Origin of the sequence: Tenacibaculum sp. Ill (assembly GCF_051938915.1) — a bacterium.
Taxonomy (GTDB): domain Bacteria; phylum Bacteroidota; class Bacteroidia; order Flavobacteriales; family Flavobacteriaceae; genus Polaribacter; species Polaribacter larymnensis.
Genome location: NZ_JBPSCW010000002.1, coordinates 1,324,345 through 1,346,004, shown reverse-complemented (window position 1 = coordinate 1,346,004; position 21,660 = coordinate 1,324,345). Strand labels below are relative to the sequence as shown.

16 protein-coding genes are annotated in these 21,660 nt (G+C 31.1%); 5 read left to right on the top strand and 11 right to left on the bottom strand.

Going from position 1 to position 21,660, the window contains the following annotated elements; all coding sequences use genetic code 11:
• The first annotated feature begins 63 nt into the window (after positions 1–63).
• Positions 64–1,347, top strand: coding sequence for a glycosyl hydrolase family 18 protein (locus tag ACTPNM_RS06380; protein ID WP_440121048.1), 1,284 nt, complete (start codon positions 64–66; stop codon positions 1,345–1,347).
• 59 nt (positions 1,348–1,406) lie between these two features.
• Here the strand turns inward: ACTPNM_RS06380 and lgt are convergent, their stop codons facing one another.
• The 6 genes from lgt to ACTPNM_RS06350 all read right to left on the bottom strand — a co-directional run bounded on the left by lgt (position 1,407) and on the right by ACTPNM_RS06350 (position 6,761).
• Positions 1,407–2,267 (bottom strand): prolipoprotein diacylglyceryl transferase, encoded by an 861-nt coding sequence (gene lgt / locus ACTPNM_RS06375; protein WP_099215335.1) that lies wholly within the window; start codon positions 2,265–2,267, stop codon positions 1,407–1,409.
• 112 nt (positions 2,268–2,379) lie between these two features.
• A complete protein-coding gene (gene yidD / locus ACTPNM_RS06370) occupies positions 2,380–2,616 on the bottom strand; it encodes a membrane protein insertion efficiency factor YidD (RefSeq protein WP_073181389.1) in 237 nt (78 codons plus the stop codon).
• On the bottom strand, positions 2,617–4,098 hold the full coding sequence (cysS, locus tag ACTPNM_RS06365) for a cysteine--tRNA ligase (RefSeq protein ID WP_440121047.1): 1,482 nt from the start codon (positions 4,096–4,098) through the stop codon (positions 2,617–2,619).
• Positions 4,099–4,206: 108 nt separating this feature from the next.
• Positions 4,207–5,673, bottom strand: coding sequence for an MAP7 domain-containing protein (locus tag ACTPNM_RS06360; protein ID WP_440121046.1), 1,467 nt, complete (start codon positions 5,671–5,673; stop codon positions 4,207–4,209).
• On the bottom strand, positions 5,654–6,220 hold the full coding sequence (locus tag ACTPNM_RS06355) for a hypothetical protein (protein ID WP_425657766.1): 567 nt from the start codon (positions 6,218–6,220) through the stop codon (positions 5,654–5,656). The genes ACTPNM_RS06360 and ACTPNM_RS06355 overlap by 20 nt, the downstream gene beginning before the upstream one ends.
• A complete protein-coding gene (locus ACTPNM_RS06350; RefSeq protein ID WP_440121045.1) occupies positions 6,213–6,761 on the bottom strand; it encodes an RNA polymerase sigma factor in 549 nt (182 codons plus the stop codon). Before ACTPNM_RS06350 ends, ACTPNM_RS06355 begins: the two co-directional genes overlap by 8 nt.
• A gap of 100 nt (positions 6,762–6,861) precedes the next feature.
• Here ACTPNM_RS06350 and meaB point away from each other — a divergent pair, with 100 nt between their 5' ends.
• The 4 genes from meaB to ACTPNM_RS06330 all read left to right on the top strand — a co-directional run bounded on the left by meaB (position 6,862) and on the right by ACTPNM_RS06330 (position 9,568).
• A complete protein-coding gene (gene meaB, locus ACTPNM_RS06345; RefSeq protein ID WP_440121044.1) occupies positions 6,862–7,947 on the top strand; it encodes a methylmalonyl Co-A mutase-associated GTPase MeaB in 1,086 nt (361 codons plus the stop codon).
• Positions 7,934–8,278, top strand: a complete 345-nt coding sequence (locus ACTPNM_RS06340; RefSeq protein ID WP_440121043.1) for a tRNA-binding protein — start codon at positions 7,934–7,936, stop codon at positions 8,276–8,278. The genes meaB and ACTPNM_RS06340 overlap by 14 nt, the downstream gene beginning before the upstream one ends.
• A 48-nt stretch (positions 8,279–8,326) precedes the next feature.
• Positions 8,327–9,103, top strand: a complete 777-nt coding sequence (locus tag ACTPNM_RS06335; protein ID WP_440121042.1) for a helix-turn-helix domain-containing protein — start codon at positions 8,327–8,329, stop codon at positions 9,101–9,103.
• Positions 9,104–9,205: 102 nt separating this feature from the next.
• The gene (locus ACTPNM_RS06330; protein WP_440121041.1) at positions 9,206–9,568 is read left to right on the top strand and encodes a cupin domain-containing protein; all 363 of its coding nucleotides are present in this window, start codon (positions 9,206–9,208) and stop codon (positions 9,566–9,568) included.
• A gap of 104 nt (positions 9,569–9,672) precedes the next feature.
• Here ACTPNM_RS06330 and ACTPNM_RS06325 read toward each other — a convergent pair whose 3' ends face one another.
• From ACTPNM_RS06325 to ACTPNM_RS06305, 5 genes are all read right to left on the bottom strand, one after another.
• Positions 9,673–12,081, bottom strand: a complete 2,409-nt coding sequence (locus tag ACTPNM_RS06325; RefSeq protein ID WP_440121040.1) for a hypothetical protein — start codon at positions 12,079–12,081, stop codon at positions 9,673–9,675.
• 136 nt (positions 12,082–12,217) lie between these two features.
• Complete coding sequence (locus ACTPNM_RS06320) at positions 12,218–13,009, bottom strand: imm11 family protein (RefSeq protein WP_440121039.1); 792 nt, start codon at positions 13,007–13,009, stop codon at positions 12,218–12,220.
• A 12-nt stretch (positions 13,010–13,021) separates the two neighbouring features.
• Positions 13,022–13,738, bottom strand: a complete 717-nt coding sequence (locus tag ACTPNM_RS06315) for a hypothetical protein (protein WP_440121038.1) — start codon at positions 13,736–13,738, stop codon at positions 13,022–13,024.
• 6 nt (positions 13,739–13,744) lie between these two features.
• A complete protein-coding gene (locus tag ACTPNM_RS06310; protein WP_440121037.1) occupies positions 13,745–20,290 on the bottom strand; it encodes a hypothetical protein in 6,546 nt (2,181 codons plus the stop codon).
• Position 20,291: 1 nt separating this feature from the next.
• Positions 20,292–21,656 (bottom strand): PKD domain-containing protein, encoded by a 1,365-nt coding sequence (locus ACTPNM_RS06305; protein WP_440121036.1) that lies wholly within the window; start codon positions 21,654–21,656, stop codon positions 20,292–20,294.
• Positions 21,657–21,660 lie beyond the last annotated feature (4 nt).

The window sequence follows — 21,660 nt, the reverse complement described above, 5'->3', positions numbered from 1 at the left end:
TTTTAGTAACTCTTATAGTTTGTAATAAGCTATGAATTTGACTAACCTATCTTTTTGTTAAAAATGAAGCACCCCAAAAATAAACAAACACGGTTATTAATTAGCCTCTTGTTTTTAATCGTATTAATTACTTCTTGTTCAAAGAAGAAAAAGAAAGTTACCCTTAACAACAATAATCAACCATCTTTAAAACATGAAAAAATAGGTAAAATTTCTGACAGCAGTAAATTCGTAAGCCAACGTAATTTACATGAGCAAAAGTATGGTAACCTCAACTTTTCTACCGAGCGTCAATGGGATAGTTTAAACAATATTTCTTACAAACCTATAACTCATAAAAAAGGAACCGTACATCCAAAATATCGCACATTTGGATGGCATGTATACTCAAACGGTTCTGCTTATAAAAGTTATAATTTTTCCATGCTTTGGGGAATTTCATATTTTTCATATTCTGTTGAACCCAAAACAGGTAATTATAAAAGTATACATCAATGGAAAACTACTCCGTTAATTGACAGTGCAAAAACAAAAGGTTGTAAAGTCTTTTTATCTGTTACTAACTTTGGAAGCAAAAACAATACTGTATTTTTAAAAAATTCAAAAGCTCAAACAAGATTAATAGAGAACCTAGCTGAGTTACTTGCGTTAAGAAATGCTAATGGAATTAATATAGATTTTGAAGGTGTTGCTAAAGAAGATAGAAGCCAGTTTACACAATTTATCATTAACGTTTCTAAAAAACTAAAAGAGAAAAACCCTAATTATATGGTTTCTTTATGTTTGTATGCTATTGACTGGAACAATGTTTTTGATATTCCTGCTATCAATCCGCATATTGATTTTTACACGCTAATGGGATACGATTACTACGGAAGTTTTAGCAAAACTACAGGACCTGTAACTCCTTTTAAATACAGTGAAAAATTCGGAAATGGTTTAAAAGCTTCCGTTAATTATTATAAAAATAAAGGTGTTCCGCTACATAAATTAATTGCCGGACTCCCTTATTACGGTGCTGAATGGTATACAAAAAAATCTGAAATGGGTGCTAAAGTAACTAAGTTCAAATCGCATCCTCGTTACCATACCATACGAGATATGTATATTGATTCTTTACAAATCCCGGTTAAGTTTGATCCTAAAAGTGCTTCTAGCTATATAATTATTAAAGATAGTAACCAAGAGTATAGACAGTTGTTTTTTGAAGACGTACAATCTCTTGCTTTGAAATACGACTGGATAAAACACAATAAAATAGGCGGTGTAGGTATTTGGGCATTGGGTTATGACAATGGCTATTCTCAGCTGTGGGATTTGCTGGCTGAAAAATTTTCTAAAGAGTAAAACAGTTACTTTTTAATAATAAAAAACTCCAAGTGTACACTTGGAGTTTTTTATTATTTTTATGCAGTTGCTTTTGGTTTTCTAAACATTAACCAAAAACCGATTAATACTAACGGAATACTTAATACTTGACCTGTATTTAAGGTATTAAACACCCAATCTTCTCTTCCTTCTACTTGTGCTTCTTTTAAAAATTCTATTACAAAACGTAACGACCACAATACTACCATAAACAGTCCGAATAAAAATCCTGTTTGGTTTTTCTTGTCTGTTTTCCAATAAAAATACCATAAAGCAAAGAACAATACTAAATAACTAAATGCTTCGTATAATTGGGTTGGGTGACGTGGTACCGTCTCTCCTGCTCTTTTAAAGATTACACCAAAGCTGCTTCCTGTTGGTTTTCCGTAAATTTCAGAATTAAAGAAGTTTCCGAAACGGATAAAAAATCCTGCTAAGGCCACCATAATTCCTAATCTATCTAAAATAAACAACCATGGTTTTTGTAAGTGTTTCTTAGCGTAAAAATACATTGCAATCGGAATTGCTATTGCTGCTCCGTGACTTGCGAATCCTGTAAACCCTGTAAATTTCCATCCATCTAACAATCCGAATAAAGCCGAAGCTCCTTCTTGTTTTTTAAATGGTAATATGATTTCCAATAAATGGTTTTGATAATAATCCCAACTATAAAAGAAAACGTCTCCTAAACGCATTCCTACCAACATAGAAACAAACACGTACATAAATAACGGATCTAGTTTCTCTACAGAAATATTGTCGTTGATATAAATCTTTTTCATTAATTGAAGTCCTAAAATAAACGCTGCTACAAACATTAAACTGTACCAACGAATACCAAAACCTCCTAAATTTATTATTTCTGGGTTCCAATCCCACACTATGGATAAAAAATTCATCTACTTTAATTTAGTTTTTGTGTCATTGCGAACCTTTCGGCTGTCGCTAAAGACAAGTTAAAATGAAATAATCTCTAAGATTACTACTTAATAAGCTCCTTAATGACAATTATTATTTTTCTTTTTTCTCTGGAACAGGATCGTAACCACTTCCGCCCCATGGGTGACAACTAAAAATTCTTTTTAATGCCAACCAACCACCGTAAAACAATCCATGCTTTTGCAATGCTTCAATTGTATAGCTTGAACACGTTGGTGAATATCTACATGTTGCTGGTGTAAACGGAGATATTGCTGTTTGATAAAATCGAACTAACAATATAAATGGATATGTTAATATTTTTTTCAATTAGTTAACTGTAAATGTTGTTCCTTCCCTACCGTCTTTTAATTGAATACCTAACTCCAATAATCTATCACGAATTTCATCAGATAATGCCCAGTCTTTATTTTCACGTGCTTCTTTACGCATGCTAATTAACATTTCAACTACACCACTTAATTTATCAGAATTGTTTCCTTCTGAAGTTTCATTCATTAATCCTAATACATCAAAAACAAATGCATTGATTGTATTTTTAAATACTTCTAGATCTTCTGTAGTTAAACTCGCTTTTCCTTCTTTTATTTGATTGATAACTTTTACAGCTTCAAATAAATGTGATATTAAAATTGGTGTATTAAAATCATCATTCATAGCATCGTAACAATCTTGTCTCCATTTTTCAACATCAAATGAAGAAGAACTACCTACTTCTATTTTATCTAAGAAATCTACAGCTTCCATCAACTTTGCATGTCCTTTTTCAGCAGCCTCTAAAGCTTCTCCAGAAAAATCTAAAATGCTTCGATAATTGGCTTGCATATTGAAAAAACGAACTACACTTGCAGAGAACGCTTTCCCTAAAATGTTATTTTCTCCTGTTAAAATTTCATTTGGTAAAATAAAGTTACCTGTTGATTTTGCCATTTTTTGACTGTTCAACAATAGCATGTTGGTATGCATCCAGTAGTTTACTGGCTTTACACCACTACAAGTTTGTGATTGTGCAATTTCACACTCGTGATGCGGGAATTTCAAGTCCATTCCTCCACCATGAATATCGAATTGTTCGCCCAAATACTTTGTACTCATTACTGAACATTCTAAATGCCAACCTGGGAAACCATCACTCCAAGGAGAAGGCCAACGCATGATATGGCGTTCATCGGCTTTTTTCCAAAGTGCAAAGTCTTGCGGATTTCTTTTATCTGACTGTCCATCCAATGCTCTTGTATTATGAATAGCATCTTCAAATTTTCTACCAGAAAGAATACCATAGTTACCCGTTTCGTTATATTTTAATACATCAAAATATACAGAACCGTTTACTTCATAAGCAAAACCTTTCTCCATGATTTCTTTAATCATTTCAATCTGCTCTACAATATGACCTGTTGCTGTAGGCTCTATACTTGGTGGTAAAAAGTTGTAGTTATTTAATACATTATGGAAATCAACCGTATAACGTTGCACTACTTCCATAGGTTCGATTTCCTCTAGTCGTGCTTTTTTTGCAATTCTGTCTTCTCCTTCATCAGCATCATTTTCTAAGTGACCAGCGTCTGTAATATTACGTACATAACGCACCTTATAACCAAGGTGTAATAAATAACGATACACCACATCAAAAAACATAAAAGTTCTTACGTTTCCTAAATGGGCGTTGCTATATACTGTAGGACCACATACGTACATACCTACGCGTCCTTCAATTACTGGTTTAAAAAGCTCTTTTGATTTGGTTAAAGAGTTATATATTTTAAGTTGATTTTCTTTGTATAATTCCATAGTAAAAGTGACTATTTGCAATCGCTAATATAGGCACTTTATAAGGAATATAGAAAAAGAATTTGGTAGCAATTTTGTAGAAATAAAAAGTAAATTTGTTTGTATTTCTTATTGATTTTTAACTTTTAATTGACTGTATTTACCGTCTATTTCAATTTTTTTATCGTTTGAAATTAAAATAAACTCACCGTTATATTCTACAGTTCCATCTTTTAATTTTTTAGCCTTGTCTCCTTGAATATTAAATTTCTTATTAACTCCTTTTAAATCAACTCCAGCATCTGAATAACTTAAAAATACTTTTAAATTATCGTGGCTAGGGTGTACTTTGGCAATAGTTAAATTTCCAAATTTATTATTCACTTCTACATTACTATACACATTACTCACTACAAGCCCTGATGAATTAGAGTTTACTGTTGTATTGGTAACCGATGCTAATTGAGCATCGGTTACATTATTTAAGAACAAGGTACAAGCGTTTAATGAGCTTATGTTTACTGGCGAATATGAAATATTTAACTTTCCTCCGTCAAGTGCATCAGCTTTAAAAGTTCCATAACTTACCTTTCCTGAAGCTTTAGTTTTTGGTAATTTTACTTTACAGTGACGAGTGTTTAAGTCAAATGTTGCTGATTTTGGAACTTTTATCGTAATCTTCTTTGTAATTTTTACTTTTTTCCCATTAATCATAAGGTTATTGCTGTCAGAAGAGTAAGAATAATTCATACGGACTTTTTGCATCTCTTTTCTAGCCTTGTGCATTTCCTTTCTAGCTTTTGCAAGTTCTTTTCTAATTTCTTCTCTATTTATCTTTCTAATTTCAGCTCTTGCTTTAGCCATTTCTCTTCTCAGTTCTTTTTCATTGATTCGCTCTTTTTTAACTCTTTCTAATTCTTTTTTAATATCTCTTTTTCTTTCTTCTTGATGTTTTTTAAACTCTTTATACTTATCTGTTTTCTTAAATTCTTCCCATTCTTTTTTCGACTTAATAGTAATATCATTCACACCATCTTTCCATTGAAAGAAGTAATTTCTTCCATCTTTTGCATACTTATCAAAGTCAAATTCGATGTCTTCTAAGCCTGTAACAATTTCTTCAAAATTGATTTCTGGTATTTTTATTTCTGGAAGTTCAGGTATTTCAGGCATCTCCGGAATTCTCACTTCTGGAACTACTACAACCTCATCATCACCATCAAATTGAAATACTCTTGGATAATTATTGTCTGATGAATTAAAGAACACAATATTGTCTCCTCCTATTCTAAAGCTATTTTTGTTGGCATTAACTTGTACCTTACTTTTATTCCCTAAAGCTTCAAATTTCCAGTTGTCTAAATATTTTTGAGCTTCTTTTTTATCTAGCCCTTCAACTTCTACAACCGCTTCTACTGAAACTTCGTTTTTATTCCATGTAGTTACATCTACATCTGCATTAGATGCATTGATATTAATTACTACGTCTTTATTCGTTTTAAAATTTTCACTAAACTTTTTGTTGTATTTCTGTGCAGATACAACGCCAGTTACTAACAGTAAAAAAACACTGATTTTAAATTGTTTGAATGTCATTTTGAGTTGGATTTTTAAATTCTTGTAATTGTTTTTGCATACGTTTTAACAGCTGTAAACGTAATTGCAGGTTTCCAATCAATGCATTGATAGTATCGTCGTTAATTCCTTTTGTATTGAGCTCTTCGGTTAACGATTTATATTCTTTGGTTAATTCTCCTATTTTATTCAAATAACCATCAAAAAGTTCTTTATTATCGTCGGTTAATTCTAACTGACTTAATTCGTAATTAATGGTATTTACATAATAATCTTCTACTGTTTTTAATTCAGGTGAAATTGCTCCTAAACTAATTTGATTTTGAGTTTCTTTTGGAAGCTCTGTTATTATTGGATCTACAGTATTTGTTGGATAAAACTGAATTCCCAAACTCACCAACAACACAATAGATGCTGCTATATACAACCATTGATATGATTTTTTTGTTGATGGCTTTTCGTGCAATTCATCCATCAACTTTTGTTGAAAACGCTGTCTGTGATTTGTTGATAACCTCTCTGTGTTTTCAACATTGTTTTTTAGTATTTCTCTAATATCTTTAGACATGATGTACTGCTTTTAATTGTTCTTGCACTTGTCTTTTTCCTCTTAATAAATGTGTTCTTGAACTCACTTCAGAAATTCCTAATATTTGCGAAATCTCTCCATGATCATACCCCTCTAACAAAAACAGGGTTAACACAACTCTATATTTTTCTTTTAATTGCTGAATACAGTTTACAATATCTTGATACGATATCGTAGAAGCTACATTCCAATTATCATCGTCTGCTACTGTGGTAATCTCTTCGTTAATAGAAACCAGTTCTAGTTTCTTCTTCTTTAAATAATCAATACTTTGGTTGATAACGATTCTTTTTAACCAAGCACCAAAGGCTACTCCATCTTTATATGAATCAATATTTTTAAATGCTTTTATAAATGCCTCTTGCATAACATCTTCCGCTATAAATGAATCTTTCACGTAACGTAATGCCACTGTATACATAGCATCACAATACAAATCATATAATTGCATTTCTGCTTTTGCATCATTGTTTTTACAGGCATCTATTACCGGTTGATGTATCTGTTTGGTTGATTTCATTATTGATTTCTTACCCTAAATACGACACTTTTTCCTTCGTGTTGCATTTTCCTGCATTTTTATTTCTAAATTTACGTTATTATTTTGTTTTACCTACATAATGACCAATAAAGACACATCTGCACTCTCTGAAAAAGACGGGGTTTCCCAGCCTGAAACCACCAGTAAATCATCTGCAGAAAAAATAAAACGCAATAGAAGAAAAACTACCTCTACCGAAGATTTTGTTACTCAAATAATAGCTGGAAATATTCCTTTTTTAAGTAGAGCTATTACGTTAGTAGAAAGTACCAATCCAAAACACCAACAACAAGCTAATGAAATTTTAGAAGCTTGTTTACCTCATGCCAATAAATCGGTTAGAATTGGAATTACAGGTGTTCCTGGTGTAGGAAAAAGTACATTTATTGAATCTTTTGGTAAGCATTTAACTTCATTAGGTAAAAAGGTTGCTGTTTTAGCTGTAGACCCGAGTAGTTCTGTTAACAAAGGAAGTATTTTAGGAGATAAAACACGTATGGAAGAGTTAGTAACCGATGAGAACGCTTTTATTCGTCCTTCTCCTTCTGGAACTTCATTAGGTGGTGTTGCTCAAAAAACACGTGAAAGTATTATTTTATGTGAAGCCGCTGGCTTTGATACAATTATTATTGAAACGGTGGGTGTGGGACAATCGGAAACTGCTGTACATTCTATGACCGATTTCTTTTTATTATTGAAATTGGCTGGAGCTGGTGACGAATTACAAGGTATTAAACGTGGAATTATTGAAATGGCTGATGCTATTGTGATTAATAAAGCTGATAGTGGTAATGAGAAAAATGCTAAACTAGCAAAAGTAGAGTTCAATAGAGCCTTACACTTATACCCTGCTAAAGAAAGCGGCTGGCAACCTAAAGTTTTATTAGCAAGTGCGCTACATCATCAAGGAATTGATGCTATTTACGCTATGATTGAAGAGTACATGAACTTAGTAAAAAAATCTGGTTACTTTCAGCAGAAAAGAAATGAACAAAATAACTATTGGTTGTTAGAAACCATCAATCAACAATTAAAAAATAACTTTTACAATAACCCAAAAATTAAAGAACGCTTACAGCAGGAAGTTACTAAACTAGAAAACGGGAAAACTACTCCATTTACTGCTGCGAAACGATTATTAAATAAAAACTATGGAAAACAATAACTATTTAACTTGGAACGATTTTACGAAAGTAGAAATGCGTATTGGCACCATTATTTCTGCGGAAATTTTTAAAGAGGTTAAAAACCCTGCCTATAAAATGCAAGTTGATTTTGGCGACTACGGAATTAAAAAAACCTCAGCTCAGATTACTAAACTGTATCAACCTGAAGATTTAATAGGAAAACAAGTGGTAGCTGTGGTAAACTTTCCAAAAAAACAAATTGCAAATATGATGAGCGAATGCTTGGTATTAGGTGGCTTAGGAGATGATAAAGAGGTAACTTTATTAACTGCTGAACGTAGTGTTAAAAATGGGACGAAGATTGCGTAAAAATTTATTTAAGCTATAGCAGTTTTTTCATTCGAAAATCTACTACAGATGATTAACATTCAAAAAATTGAAAATGTTACCAATTTTGAACCTCAAAGAGTAAAAAAGTATCTTTTTATTTGGTGTAGTAAAGGGACGATAACTATTCTTGTTGATCAGAAACTTTTAAAGTTAACCGAAAACCAGGTACTTACTATTACATCTGGGCAATACCACTGTTTTAAAGATGTAAAAAACGCTAAGGGTTATGTACTTGATTTTACATTAAATTATATTTGTAAAACCAAAAAGGATATTGAATTAATTTTTCAGAATGGCTTATTTTGTCATTTCGATTACAACGAAGTTATCACAATAAATTACCCAAAAGACATTGATCGTGAGTTATCTAAAATTGAAAATGAACTTGTAAACAAACCTTTTCAATATTTAGAATCTATTCACTCTCGAATTGAATTATTACTCTTTGAAACCAACCGTTCTAAAATTTCTAATGGTGGTGAAATATGGAAACCCGATGCTTTATTTTTAAGATTTTTGGAGTTTGTTAGAAATAATTTTGAATATAATTACTCCTTAAAAAATATAGCTGAACAGCTTAAAACCTCTGAATTAAAACTCAATGAGCTAGCCAAAAAACATACAGGTAAAACAGCTCAAAATGTTATTTACGGTTTACTAATTTCTGAAGCGCAACGGATTCTTCAATACGAAAATAAAAGCGTAAAAGAAGCCGCTTACAAACTAGGTTTTTATTTTTCTAAATTCTTTAAAAACCATACAGAAATGTCTCCTACAGAGTTCCAAAACACATTGATTTTATAAATCTTACATCAAAAACTTAGGATTCTCCATTCCTTAAGTTTCAGTTAAGTTTCAACTTTGCGGTAACAAAAAATTATAAATAATCGTAAAACTTAACTTATTATGAGTATTAAAAAATATATCACTAAAAGTGAACAAATTACTTGGAATCCACTTATTGAAAACGACATCCATTATCAAGGTGTATATGTTAAATCATTACATTTTGACAAGACTACACAACGTTCTAAAGCAATCTTATTAAAGTTTGAAAAAGGAGCTTCTTATCCTTATCATTCTCATCCCGCAGGCGAAGAAGTATTTGTTTTAAATGGAAGTTGTGAAATTTTTGGAGAAACCTTAGAACAAGGAGATTATTTATATACACCACCAAACGGAAAACATAGTGTAAAAACTCAACATGGATGTGTTTTGTTTTTATCGGTTCCTGAAGAAGTCACTCTTATTCCAGAAGAAAACGACTAAAAAACGTATCTATATAAATATGAATGGGCAGTAAAACTGCCCTATTCTATTAATAAAATTTAAAACTGGTAAAGTTCACTACAAAATTTTATGACTCAAAAAAATTACTCTTGCGATTTCTTAATACTTTTTTTATGATAGAATTTAGCGAATTCTAAAGCTAAAAAGTTTTCAATTTCCTCTTCTGTTTTCTTTTCTTCTATCATTTTAAAAATAGTTGATATATGATTATTTTTAAACTCATTGAGAATTCCATTATTAGTCACAACATCTTGATATGTTAACTTTTGTAATTCTGATTGCATCCATTGATGCGCCTCCATCTTTACTTTTCTAGTCTTTAAATCTTTTTTATCACTTTTAGATATAAAGTTTCCTCTTTTTGCTTCTTGTTTCATCAAGTGTAGTAAACGATTATAACTAGCTTTTACTTCTTCATCTAGTAAGACTGCTTGATCGTAAAGCTTCTTTAAACTTTTAAACGCTAACTTATGATACGTATCTATAAAATCTTTGTGTTTATATAAATAGTCTAAATAATTTACTGCTGCCTTCTTATAATGTTTATTACTTACATTTTCATTATTTACAACATCTATTTCTAACAAACTTAAATCGTTTCTTACTTTTTCTATATTTTTTATACTTGCAAAAACAGGATCATTTAATAACTGCTTAATCTCTGAGGTAATTTTAGAATGTTCTCCACTAAAAGTATGCTCTTTATACGAGAATGAAAATTCTTTTACTTTTTTGTTTCTTTCTCTTTTTTCAAATCTGAATTTCGGTTTTTTCAAGCCAAAGCTATAACTATAACCAAAAGTTAAAGTTAATTCACTTAGTTTTTCTTGCTGTGTAGATTCTCTGAATAATTGTATTGCATTTAAATTTAAATTATGGTTTTGTGCAATAGTTGTAGAAGCACTTGCCCTAAAATTTAAAACATTACTTGTAATTTCTTTGTTTACATTACTATTATACGAAGCTCCTAGAGTGGTATTTAATATGTTTTTAAAAAATAGTTTATTCATATTTAAAGACGCTCCGTATGCTTTGCTATCATCTCTACCAATATCGCTATAATTGTAGTTTAGCGAAGGTGAAATTGTTAGCGCTTTTTCAGGAAATCCTAATGTATAAACTACATTTCCGTTATGAAAATTATTAGCTTGACCAATTCTAATAATACCATTCTCTTTATTTGCTGAAGATGCTAAAGAATAGTTTAAATTAACATTCTGCGTTACGTTTTTCTTTTTAGCCAACATCCAATTCAAGTTTATATTGGCATTTTGTGACAGTTGCTTAAAATTTAATGCTTCTTGTTCTTCATCAGTTAAATCATTGTCGTTAATATCATCAAACTGATTTAAACTTTTGTTCGTAAACGTGGTGAAGTTAGAATACATTCCTGATAAGGTAATGGCATCTGTCATTTGATACGTTGCATTAACGCTTCCTATATTTCTTCCTGTAGATTGTGTTTTTTGATTGTTTAGATTATCTCTTTGGTATCCTATATTAAAAGATAAGTTCAACTTATTTTTTAATAATGATCGAGCCATATTTAATGTGATATTCTCAAAATCATTATTAAAATAATAGGCTCCTAAGGTTTCATAATTAGGATCAATACGTTCATAGCCCAAACCTACCTTCATTTGTCCTAATTTTACATCTAAATCTGCTTTAATCGCATTGTAATACTCGGTTGATGTACGATTGTTAAATAAAAAACCTGCTACATTGTTAGAGCTATTACTACTTTTATCTGCTCTTAAATCTTGTGTAATGGCAGTTGATGCGTATTCTGCTCTTATGGTGTATTTTTTTGCAATAGTGGTTTCTCCCGTAAGACTTATCACTAAATTTTCTTTGGGCTTGATATTTCTTTCTTCTGGTATTGCTGCAATAGAGTTTTCTGCATCCTTTGCATAAAAACCTATTAGTCCTAACTTATAATTTGGTTTTTCCCAAGCTACTCTTGCTCCATATCCTGTGCGCTCAAAAGCTGGTAAAGTTTGCGGATTTCCGTCATCTTCTGTAGCTTTTAATAAGCGTCCATACATGGCACTAAACTTTATTGGCTTGTTAGGAGTTAACTCAATACCTCCCCCTGTAAATTGATGTCCGTTTAAGGTATAAGGAGAAAAATTCATAGTAACATCTCCTATATGCGCTTGTACCCATTTGTATTTTGGGTGTAAGCTCAACCTGTTAAACTTAAAAGGTAATTGATAATCAAAGTTATCTCCTTGATTAGAAAAACTATAGGTAAAAGGGATGTTAAAACTTAACCAACTTACATTCACTGTTCCTTGTAAAAAATACGTGAATGGAATACGTGCATTACGAGTATTGGCATTGTAATACACCATATTGGCATTAACATTACCACTTACTTTAACCTTGGTAGATTTTGTAATGGTCTCTATATCTAAATTTTGCGCTAAACTTATACTACTTACTAAACATAGTAAGCTTACTAATATGTACTGTTTCCCCCTTTTCAATACTTCTTTTTCTTCTCGAATATTTTTTTCCTAACCCTAATTGTTTCCCTTCCCAATTGACATGCTTATTAACCTAATATTTGTGTTAATTTATAAGGCATATTACCCTCCTAAACAAAATTAAGCTTACATTATTCTAACTATTATTCATTTGCTTGTATTCAAAAGGGCGTATTATATTCTCGGGCATTTCGTAAAAATGTCCATTAGTAATACCAACAGCTTCTAACTCGTTTTTTATTTCTTCACTGATATATAAAAGTCCTGATAACCCCCATAATACATCATAATCGTATTTATACACCTTATTTTTAAATTTTAGTTCATTTAATTCAGTAAATGTTTGATTGCCATAAGTAACCTCATACGTTCCTAAAAGCTCTATATCTCCAAACTGTATATCTCCTTTTTCCTCAGACGACTTTATAAACCCTTCTGGGTAAACTTTAACAGGCACATTATTCCCTTCTGAATCTTGAGTTATTTCTACAAAAGTACATTTTGGGTAGTCTATAATATCATCTCCCACTATAGCATTTTCAACTACCGCATGAAATAAAAAATATTCTTCATTGGTTTGTTGAAGCTCTTTACAGTGAAGTATTACAGGATAAAAACGATGTTCAGGTAAATTATATTTTTCTATAACCTCTTTTACCTTTCTACTCATTAGTAAATTAGTTCCTTCAGTAGGTTCTACATCTGCTGTCATTAAATTCGTATACCATCTTAATACATCTACAAAAGGAGTTTCTCCTTGCCATGCCTCAAAATTTTCAAATGAATCTATTAACCTCATTTTTAAAGGTAAAACTTCATCTTTTATCCAGATATTATCATTCATTGGAGCAATAATATCTCCATAATCTTCTTGGTATATGTTAATACTCCATTGAAAGGTACTGCTCTTAAATTTAAAAGATTTCATTATGGTAAAGTACTATCTTATTTCACTATTTGGTTCCATGGTTATATTAATGTCTTTACTCAATATTTCTTTTCTTAACTTATCACTGACTGTTAATATATTTACGTTACCCCACATTATATCAAACTTAACTTTAAATTTTATTTTATAAAATTCTAAAAACTTCTTAATTTTATTTTTCCTATACTTGCTTCTTAACTTTATAAATTCATCTCTTGAGTTCACCACATTTGGACCGATATAGGAAGTATCTATCTGATTTCTAAGTCGAAATTCTGGTTTCAACTTAAACTCACAACGTATCCAATCAAAATAATCTAAAGAATTTTCTGGCATATATAATAAATACCATCTCCTTGATTCTTTCGAGTAAATATTTGTAATATCGACATCGTAAAATCTGTGTTCTGGTAATTCAAAATTCTCTATAATTTTTTTAAGTCTATCACTCATAATAAATGACGTTATACCATGTAAAGTACTACTTCCTATGCGTATATCATTGCTCCAATAAAGAGCATCATAAACAAAAGGAGATTTATCTTCTCTTTTATTTTCTTCTTCTATTATATTATAGGTTATCATAGATAAAGGCTCATCTATTTCTGCTATTCTCCTTTCACTTAAGCTTTGAAAAAAGGTCTTTAACTTTTCATTTTTATAATCTATAATAAATCCTACTTTCCATTGTGATGAACTGGGTATTAAATCATAGTATAAATTTTCCATACTTTATTAATTAGGTTTAACATTATTAAAATTATTTCCTTTCCACAATTCATCTATTTTGATATTCCCTTTAATTGATTTGTTTATTATTTCTTGTTTGATATTATAACGTAACTCGTCTAATTTATCATGAAAATCCTCCATCGCTTCAATTAATTGGTTTTTGTCTTTAAAATCATATTTTTTACTTAAATCATCAAAGAGTTTATCAAAATATTCTCCTATACTTTCAGAATAATTTGGATGGGGAGCATGAACCCCTGATATATTACTTTTAGGATTTGTTAAAAACTTCTCTACCATAATAAGATTCTCTACATTATTTGTTGCATTATAACTATAGAGCGAATATCCGTAATTTTCATACCATGTATAGAAAGACTTTCTTTGAAACAACTCTACAGGAAAAATATGATGAGCTTCAAAACCGTTAAAATCCTCTCCTTTTTTTAACGACTCTCTAAAGTAATTTAACCAATTAATCCCTTCTTTTTTAGTTATTTTCTTACCATTACGCATAAAACTATACAACTCAACTAAATCCTTAAAACTACCTATTTCTAAATCTCCATTTTCCAATAATCTTAAAGTATTCACAAATACATCTCCTCTTCGTTTAACGGCATCAGCACACTTATTCAAACCAAAAAGTCTTAGTCTTGACTCCAGTAATCCTACTGACGAATTTTTTAATACAACTTCAATAAAATTATCAAGGCTACCTGATTCAGATAATCCTTTCAAAATTTTAAAATCCATTCTTAATGTTGGATAATCTTTAGCCTGTAACCAAGCTTCAACAATTTTTTCATTAAGCTGGCTTATATTATTTCCTAAGAGATTAGATTTTGATATATTGTGAGTACTCTCAAAAACCAAAAGATCACTTATAAAGGCTTCTTTATCTGATTCTTTTTCAAACTTCTTGATTATATCTTTTCCATAGTATCCTTCTTCTATACTAGCTAGAATTGTTTCTCTCTTAGATCTATTAGACAACTCTATAAATTCATCCAAAAAATCTACATCATCTAATTGACTTGCATCTGGTCCTCGAGGTCTTGCATTTTCAGGTAATTCAACTTTATTGGCATTACTTTTTAATTCGTACCATTTAGACTCACCTCCAATATTTCTAGGAACATTTGTAATAGAACCGTCACCATGCACTCTAACAAATCCATCCGTAGCATACACTTTATATCCTTCACCTAAATGGTCTACTAGATTTTGTGCTCCAGCAATATCTGTACATGAAAGAAGTCGAATTTCTTTAACTTCTGATCTATTGTTTTTTAACCAGTTTGCTATATCAGTAATATTCTCAACATATTCTCCATCAATCATAAAACGTTCTGCATCACCGTGTATAACTAGGTCTAGAATTCCATCCTTATTTTTATTTTCAAAAGTAATTAACTTTGTTAAATCGATATTTTCCCCTAATACCACCAAATGCTTACTTATATCAAAGTCTAAACCTTTTCCTAACTTATCAAGAGCATTAACTATTTTAATTCTTTTTGTTTCATCTATAAGGTTTAAAGCTTTGAATTCTTCTAAATTTCCTTCTAGAATTCTTCTACTAACACCTATTTCAACTGCATTTAATTTACCTACAGGTAAACTTTCTATCTCTTCTGTAAACTTTATAACATCTTCTACTATATCGTCTGCTGATTTTGCTAGGCTTTTTGAAGAAATCACTTCTTTTAGTAGTTTATTAGGTGTTACCATATCTCCTATACTAGCAACTCCAGTAACAATACTTAACCTATTATAAAATCTAGATAATTCTGGATTATCTTCTCTATTGGCTGTAGCCATAAGACTTGATACAGAACTTATTTTATCTGCATAATAAAACACCTTGCCTAATTGAGATAATTTTGTAGCAGGTATAGGTAGCGTAGCTACATCTATTACAGATTGAATTATATCACTTTTTGTTTGCTCATTACCAACCTCACTTGCATAATAAAGCATTATAGCTGGTAAAGGTACCGACTGAGGTCTTCCTTCTTTATCTTTTAAACTGAAACCATTTAATAAACTTTCTTTACTTATATTTAACATAAGAGATAAATCAAATGGTCCAAAGTCATCTTCATGAAGAGTGTTAGGTATAAAACCCCATTTTAGTTTTTGTTTTAAATGTATTTTATTAAACCCTTTTATCTCTGCATCAATTGAAAAATAGAAATCATCTGGATCGTTAAAAATTCCTCCTGGAGCTGCAGCTCCTTTAAAGTGAGTAAATCCTCTTCTTAAAATATTTTGATAATCGTTTGTAAAAGTATAGAGTTGTTTGTGCAAAGCATCAATTGCTTTTACTGGTTGACCTAAAACTTTTTCTTGATAATCTAGAACTACTTTGTTAATATCTTTTTCGTACTGTGAAGAATTATAATAGTGATTTAGTAACTGTAACATTACTGCATTTCTATTATCTCCTGGGAATAAGAATTTAGAGTCATCTATTTTATCAAACAATACTTGCCATAAAGGAGTATCAAAATTTGTTACTGTACCGTATTGAGAAGTAGTGTATAATGAAATAGTTGTATTTGTTAAATACGAAATAAATTCATCTCTGTTAAAACTTGAAGGCACATACTTTATTAATCTTTGAACTACTGTTTCTTCTCTATCTCTAAGAAAATCACTAGTATTACCTTCATAGGCTATAATTCTTATTGCTTCTTGCCTATTTTCTTGAGATATTAATTTAAGCTCATCATTACTAGCTAGTTCAACACACTCAAAAATTTCTTTTGCTGTTTTATCTTTTAAATTATTTAAACACTCAAAATTTCCTTCACTTTGCGTATCTGTATATTTTCTTAAGCTTATCGTAAAGTCTTTATAAAAATCATATATATCATCATTATGGCTCGATAAATTATCTTTCCACTTTCTGTAACTGCTGAATTGATTGTTAATAGACTGCTTTGTTATATTATCTCTTTCCCAAACTCCATAGTTAAAACTAGCAACAGTAGATATTATGTTAGCACTAACAGATAGGTAGTTTTCTTGTGTTAAAGCGTATACGTTCCATTGATCAAACCACTTACTATACTTTTCAAACAAAAATGGATATCTATTTTGTATTTCAGCTATTTTTATTAATAGAAATACTTCTGGCTTTTCATCATGATTTATTGTTGTTATACCTTTAATTAGAGTTGTGAAATCGGTAATTTTTGGAATCTCAAAATATCTACCTCTTAAAATTTTAAGTTCAGATTCTGTTACGCTTATCTGTTCTTCTCCTAATATTTTAGATATATTATCATAAATTTTAACCTTTACAGGTTTTTTACTAGAAAACAGCTTTAAACTCTTAAACTCGTTTGAAGTTACTTTTAAAACTTTTTGATCTTTTTCTTTAAAACTTTCTAGGTCTTGTAATGTAAATTTATAATTCTTCCATTTAGAAGCTCCTCCAGAAGATCCGCCAAAAGGAAGTCCTATAACAACACTGTTATCATCATCATCAAAACTCTTTTCTTCATAAATAAAATCATTATTATACCCTAAAAAGTTTTCTCCATTTGATGAAAGTAATGACCAGTACTTTTCTTTTCCTGTTGGATTCTCTATTTCTCTCTCAAAACCTATTAAAGCACCAGGTACTATATGTGTATATTTATCATTTGAAATTCCATGATAAAAAATCGGTGTATAATCCTGCGATAATATTACTCTTTTTCCTGATGGAGTTAAATAACTATAATAATACTTACCTTTTTCTGACTTGATACATTTACCATTTTCGCACTTATATTTCGTTTCATTTATGGATAAAGAAATATCTAGAGATGTTTTTACACTTTGCCCCTCACTATCTCTATCAAAAACCCCTATACGTAATTTAGGGTTGTGTATAGTTTGCCAATGTACAAAAGGGAGTTTTGTTCCGTCTTTATAATCAAGTAACCAATTGGTAGCTTTTTGTGCATATTGATAACTCTGTGAAGAGAACGGGTGCTTTAATTGGAAAGCTCCGTGTCCTAACTCGTGAGCAGCAGTTAATGCTACACAGTCTGCAGTTGAGCAGTTGGTCGTATACACATACCCAAACTGCCTACCTAAAGGCATTAATCCTTTTTCGCTAGTAGAAGAAGGTGTTTTATCTGTTACAATCAAATAGTAAGCATCTTGCTGGTATTGTGAGTGTTGTTTTAGTTTATTGTTTATTTGACGTTGTTGTTCGGTATATTGTGCTGCAAAACCACTTTCTCCACTTTGTATGGTTCCATTTGGAGTTAACGCTTCTAAATCATTTTTAAAATCGTTAATTTCAGTAATGGTAAGGTTTACCATTGCTTGTTTATATATGTTTTGTAACGATTCTTTTATTGTACGTGCACTAGTATTAGAAGTATTTACCACTACTACTTTTACGTTTTTAGGAGTTGCTTGGTATTGTATAAAAGCACCTGCAACCTCATATTTAGTTCCTTGTTTTACTAAGGCTTGTGTTTCTATTTCAGCATCGTCAAAAACACCTTTTAATTGTAAGGTATAAGAAGTAGCTGTACTGTCTATTTTTGTAATCGCTACTCCGTCTTTTGTTTTAAAAACAATGTCTTGGGGTTTAATTTTGCTATCTGTAATAGCTAAATTCGCTACAATAGTTTCAGTATCGTTCTTTGCAACAGCTTTGTAGGGTACATAATAATCGTTACCTAATTTTTTATATAAATCTTTCGTAGCACTATAGTTACTTTCGTAACCATCGAACCCATATTTACTATTGGATGCTTTTTTAAAGGTTACTATTACTCCTTTGGCTGATATCGCAGTAGCTTGACCATTGTTATTAACACCATTGGTATTTTCTGGATTGCTAGCTCCTCCTTCTGCTTGTGTTCCTTGCGGAGTTACATTACCTTCTTCATCAACTGCCCAAACTTGTCCGTTACTATCAGTTATTACAATATCTTCACCTCCTGGTAATTCTACTACTTCTCCGTTTTCTCCTATAATTAATATATCTCCATTCGGATCTATCTGCACATCTGAAACTGGAAAATCTACCTCAGTTGATTCTGAGTTTCCAGTTCCCCCTTGAGTCCAATCGTTAGTGTCTCCCATGTCTCCCCAAGTTGGGTCGTAGGTCGTTTTTACCACTCCTTCTATCAATTGATAATCGGTATTGATACTTATAGCATCAAAGGTTACCGCTATTTTAGTATCCCCTAAATAAGGAACTACGATGTACCCTACTCCTGTAAAGGTTCCGTTTCCTCCTTGTACTTGTTTAACTGTTACAGGAAAATCACCTGCGGTGAAGGTTTCATTGATTCCTATATTTTTTAGAGGATCGTTATTATCAATTTGTATTTCTGGAATAATTCCGCAGTTATAACTACTCCCCATTTCGTCTTTTGCAGGCATGGTAAACTGACTCATATGACTGTACGAATAGCTTTGTTCAAAATCTGTCAATTCATTACAAGTACCTCCTACTCGAAACATATAAGTTTTTCCTGCTCGTAAATTACTTATTTGCGCTTGTGTGTTATAGGTATATACCTCAAACCATTCAGCATCGGGTATATCTGCTCTTTTATATTGTACATGGTATTTTTTATGGTCTGGGTGTCCTTGCCAAGTAAGTTTAACTCTATCTTTGGCTACTACTTCTGACAATACAAAAGTTGGTGGATAACAGGCATTGGTATAGGTAAAGTAATAAATTTCGCTATAACCATCATTTTTAAAAATTGAGTTTTCACTAACTCCTGTAGTAGATTTGGCTTTTACTCGCCAACCATATCTTCTATTAGGTAATAAAGTAGGTTTCCCTATATTATATAATAATGTTGTTGTATACGTAGTTTCTGAGTAATAGTTAGGCGATGCTAAAAAAGCTGCTTGCGGATTTATTTGCGTATCCCACAACTCTCGCAACTCAAATTCGTACGATACATTGGTAGCATTGGTATGTCTTGGCGTCCATTGAAAAATAATATTCATCGGATCTTGCGCCACAATTTGATCTCCTTTATAAGGTAAATTTAAAAACGGTGGATCGTTTAGTAATAAATAAACGTTAGAACAGCCAGCTGTTGGGTGATTTAATTGTTGATTTGTATAAGCATCGTATACTTCCCAACAAAAGGAGTACATACCTTCTGGCAAAGGTTTATTATATTGTTGAGGCGAAATACCTATTAAATTATTAGGCTGAAAATAAGCAGCTAAATCGATATTTGTAAACTGCTGTAATACTCCCCCATTCAAAGTCACTTGTGAAGCTCCCGCAACAAAATCTGTTGACTGAATATCAAAACCATTTCCTTTTATACGTAGCTTTAATCGTACTTGTTTGTTATTAGCTACCACATCGGTTAACAATAGGTTTAAACGAAACTTAACATCGCTTGCCGTTGCATAGTCACTTAATTTTGTTGAATATGGTGGAATAATGGTTTGCGTTACTTGTACTGGATAACGTTGCGCATATACTCCTACAACTAGCAATAAGCAATAAAAAAACAATGCTTGTTTTAATCTATATTTTAATTTCGATAAATTCATTCTAAGGCAATTTTTGAACTTTAATATCACAAAGGATGTATGAATCACTTCCGTTATCTACGAACTCCTTTATTTTTATAGCTCCTTTTCTTCCATCAGCAGTTTGAAACAATACAATTCTTGGTTTCATGGTACTATCAAAATGTAATAATCCGTTTGGAGTTTCCGTAATTGTTATAGTTTGTAAAGGAATGTCATTTTTCATTGCATCAAATTGAGCAACACTAAAACTTACCCCACAGCTACAGGTTTCTTGAGAGTTAATTAATTTCGTGTGTTGTGCATTAGGGATTGCTACAAAACCATTGGAACCTGCTTCGGTTGGTGACAGAAATTTATTATAGGTAAAACCATTACTAAGTCCCAGAAAAACGAGATCTATTTTAGATCCGTTTTCTTCAGTAACTTCATTTGCAGTAACTGTTTTTCTTAATTCTGTTGAAAAAAAGGCTCCTACATTATTGTTACTATGAGCAGAGTTAATCCCTAACTTAACATCTGTAAATGTTCTTAAGTTTGTATTTGGTTTAACCTGTATAGTTTTTGTTATTGTTTTTTCTTTCTTCCCATTAGAAGCAATCAACTTGATTGTATATGTCCCTATATTTTGAAAAGTAACCTCTGGATTCTCTTCTATACTTTTACTAGGTGCTCCTCCTTCAAAAGTCCATTGATAACTTAATGCATCCGTTGTTTTATTCTGTAAGGTAATAGTTACTGGAGCTTGATAATCATCATCAAAAAAATCGACTTCCCATCCAAAATCTATATCAATATCTGGTAAAACTGTTATAGTTTCTTCTTTGGTAATAGTTTCAAAACCATTTGACACCACAACTTGTATACGGTGATCTCCTGGTGTTTCAAATACTACGTTAGTTGGGTTTCTATCAGATGAATTTGTTGGTTTACCTCCTTCAAAGGTCCATTGATACGTTAAATCTTCTCCAATTGTATTATTTGTTAGTTTAACTTCTACTGGTGGATAATTGCTTTTAATTATTTCTGTTGAGAACTGTATGTCTATTCCTTCTACAACAGTAATCTCTTTTGTTAACGTTTCTTCCAAACCATCAACATTAGAAGCTTTTAAAGTTATTGTGTATGTTCCTGCTTTCGTATATTCAATACCTCCTGGGTTTTTATCTGAAGAAGAAATTATTGTTGCCCCTTCAAAAGTCCATTCGTAAGTATCTGCCCCTTCTGTTTTGTTTCGAATACTTATTTGTACAGGTACAGACTCATCATCATTGACAAAAGAAGTTTCAAAATCTGCTTTTATAAAAATTGGGGTCTCTTTATAACATGCAGTCATCACAAAAATTACTGCTAGTAAAATATATGTATAGTTATAAAATTTCTTCATTTTT